Origin of the sequence: Protofrankia sp. Cr1 (assembly GCF_963555865.1) — a bacterium.
In the GTDB taxonomy this organism is placed as follows: domain Bacteria; phylum Actinomycetota; class Actinomycetes; order Frankiales; family Frankiaceae; genus Protofrankia.
In genome coordinates this window covers 1-2,534 of sequence record NZ_CAUVXO010000106.1, presented here as the reverse complement: position 1 = coordinate 2,534, position 2,534 = coordinate 1, and the positions used below count along the sequence as shown (strand labels likewise).

At 66.5% G+C, this 2,534-nt stretch carries 4 protein-coding genes; 1 reads left to right on the top strand and 3 read right to left on the bottom strand.

Features of this window, described 5'->3' with window-relative positions; genetic code table 11:
* Window positions 1–144: 144 nt before the first annotated feature.
* The 3 genes from U9980_RS11150 to U9980_RS11140 all read right to left on the bottom strand — a co-directional run bounded on the left by U9980_RS11150 (window position 145) and on the right by U9980_RS11140 (window position 1,995).
* Window positions 145–789 (bottom strand): NYN domain-containing protein, encoded by a 645-nt coding sequence (locus U9980_RS11150; protein WP_322767847.1) that lies wholly within the window; start codon window positions 787–789, stop codon window positions 145–147.
* Between the two features lie 166 nt (window positions 790–955).
* Entirely contained in the window at window positions 956–1,516 is a 561-nt protein-coding gene (locus U9980_RS11145) for a GNAT family N-acetyltransferase (protein ID WP_322767846.1), read from the bottom strand.
* Window positions 1,513–1,995 (bottom strand): hypothetical protein, encoded by a 483-nt coding sequence (locus tag U9980_RS11140; protein WP_322767845.1) that lies wholly within the window; start codon window positions 1,993–1,995, stop codon window positions 1,513–1,515. Before U9980_RS11140 ends, U9980_RS11145 begins: the two co-directional genes overlap by 4 nt.
* A gap of 167 nt (window positions 1,996–2,162) precedes the next feature.
* Between U9980_RS11140 and U9980_RS11135 the strand changes: the two genes are divergently transcribed.
* Complete coding sequence (locus tag U9980_RS11135) at window positions 2,163–2,399, top strand: DUF397 domain-containing protein (protein WP_322767844.1); 237 nt, start codon at window positions 2,163–2,165, stop codon at window positions 2,397–2,399.
* Window positions 2,400–2,534: the final 135 nt, after the last annotated feature.

Genomic DNA, 2,534 nt, shown 5'->3' with positions numbered 1-2,534 from the left:
GGCGACCATCACCTAGGGCCACACTGTCGATGCGGTGCGTGCAGCCACTCACTTCGTGTGGTACCTTGAGGTATATCCCCCTACTCGGTTCGCTGGGTAGGCGCGAGACCCCGCCTAGGCGGGGTCTCTGCATGTCTGCCCCCTTCACCAGGTCTTGGGCTTGTGGATCGTACGTCCCTCAGCGTCGACAAGCTCATCAGGGAACTGGCATGCTGCGACGACGTTGCTCCGAAGCTGGCGGAAGAAGGTCGCCTCGATCTCCCGGCTACGCTTGGCCGTCTGGTGGGGGTTCACGACACCGACCGTGATGCCAAGCTCGTCACGAGCAAGACGGATGGGTTCGGCCAGGTCCGAGTCATTGGTGATGACTACGGCGACCTCACAGTCAGCCCGGCAGGCGTCAAGGATCAGGTAGGTGGCCAGGTTGACATCAGACCCCTTCTCCTCGGTCTTGATGACCTTCACCGTCTGGGGCTTCTCCCCTGGCTTTAGACCCTTGTCATAGAGCGGCATCCGGGGGTAAGAGACCTTGAACTGACCAAGGTGAGTCGAGACTTCAGGAAGGGTGCCCACCGCGCGCAGGTAGGCCGCCTGGCGCTCGGGAAGCCGGAGGTCATCAGGTCGAGCAGTCAGACGGGCAGAAAAGTACCGGATGCGCCGAATATCGTTTTCGGGCAGGAGGCGACGGCAGAGGGCGGAGAGGTCGAGCCACTTGTAACCCGGCCCCTGGCCCTTCATCGCCCCGTAGTACAGGTTGAAGCCATCCACATACACATTGGTCCGTACCATCGTGCACAGACACTAGTCGTCACTCTCCGGGCTTTTTTGCACGACCCCCGCCGGTGGTTGTCACGTCGTCGAAGGTGGGGCCGTCTGGATGTGCCTCGGCAAACTGGCTGTGGCACTGGGCGGCAGGGTCTGCGCGCGGCCGGCCCACGCTCCCGGTCATAGGAGGTCAGCTGCCGGTACACATCTCCCACGCGGACCGGCTGATGGCGTACACGTTGTTGTCCTTCCACGGGCCGACCGTGGCGACCGCCTGGAAGACCATTCCCAGCTTCCGGGCGATCCCGTTCATGCCGGCGTTGCCCTGGTCGGTGACGGTGACGAGTTCGTCCACGCCGAGCATGGTGAACCCGAACGTGAGCGCGGCCCGGATCGCTTCGGTGCCCAGTCCTTCCCGCCAGCGGTCCCGGCGGATGGACACGGCGACCTCGATCCCGGGCCAGCCGTCGGCGTAGTAGGTGCCGGCACGGCCGAGGAACTCGCCGGTGGTCTTGTCCTCGACCGCCCACATGCCGTGGCCCCGTAGCGCCCACATGCCGATCAGATGGGTGATCAGGCGTTCCGTGCCCTCCCGGCCGAACGTGCCGTTGAGAAAGCGCATGGTCTCCTCGTCTGCGTTCATCGCCGCGTACGGGCCGATGTCGCCCGGCCGCCAGCACCGCAGGACTAACCGGTCCGTGATCACAGTGGGTACGACGATGGATGTGGGCTCGCCGAACGTCAGCGTCATACCGATCCTCCTGGCGGGAGCGCACGGACCTGCTCGCAGTAGTCCCGAACCTCGGACACCTCATGCCACGGCGCCAACCCGGCGGCAACCTCCCGGGCCTTGACCGTGACGCTGAACGTCGGACGGTCCGCAAGGAGTGCGACCGCACGGGCTGCGACCGCCGCCGCCTCATCCGGTGCCGGTCGGGTGCGGGTGGCCAGCGCTATGGCCAGACCGAGCAGCGCGTGTCCCTGGTCTTCGAACCCGAGCCCATGGGTCTGCGTCAACGCGGCACGGGCGATCGGTTCGGCTTCGTCGCCGGCTCCCAGTCGGGCGAGGACCCCGGCCGCGGCCAGCTCGAAGATCTCCCGTCGGTCCGTGGCGTCCTCCCCTCGTCCCTTTCTCGGGTCAGGGAGGCCGATACGACGTGCCTGCCGCTCCTGCCAGGCCTGTCCGCGCAGCGTACGCAGTTCTCCGCCCGCGTCCAGCGCGGTGTCCAACGCGTCGATGCGGCACCTGAGACCGGGGCTCCCCGGACAGTCCGTGTCGTCCGGGGAGCCCCGCCACGAACGCGCGCAGGCCAGGCGTGCCCGCCCCTCCCTCGTCCTAGTGGGCGTGGAGTACTGGCCTGCGCGTGCACCACCACCCACCACAGAAAGGATCAATCATGTCCAAGGATCGCACCCGCAAGCCCACCCTCGACGGCTTCGACCCCGACGCCGTCACCTGGACGACATCGTCCTTCTCCAACGGCGCCGGTGGCATGTGCGTGGAAGCCGGCGCGCACGACGGCGGAGTGGTCGTCCGCGACTCGAAGTCTCCGAACGGGCCCGTGCTGTCGTTCTCCCGCGCCGAGTGGGCTGCGTTCGTCGACGGTGTCGAAAACGGCGAAATGCGCTTCTGACCTGACTGTATCTTTCCCGAGCGCGCCGCCGCTGAACCGGCAATCGACGAAACCGGGCAGACCTGGGTAGCGATGGTTGGTCCCGTGTCAGGTCTGGTTGCGGGATCAGTGTGGTCCAGTCCGACGCCCCTGTCC

Coding starts and splice junctions, on each gene's coding strand:
- U9980_RS11150 (WP_322767847.1), bottom strand. CDS start 789: ATGGTACGGACCAATGTGTATGTGGATGGCTTCAACCTGTACTACGGG.
- U9980_RS11145 (WP_322767846.1), bottom strand. CDS start 1,516: ATGACGCTGACGTTCGGCGAGCCCACATCCATCGTCGTACCCACTGTG.
- U9980_RS11135 (WP_322767844.1), top strand. CDS start 2,163: ATGTCCAAGGATCGCACCCGCAAGCCCACCCTCGACGGCTTCGACCCC.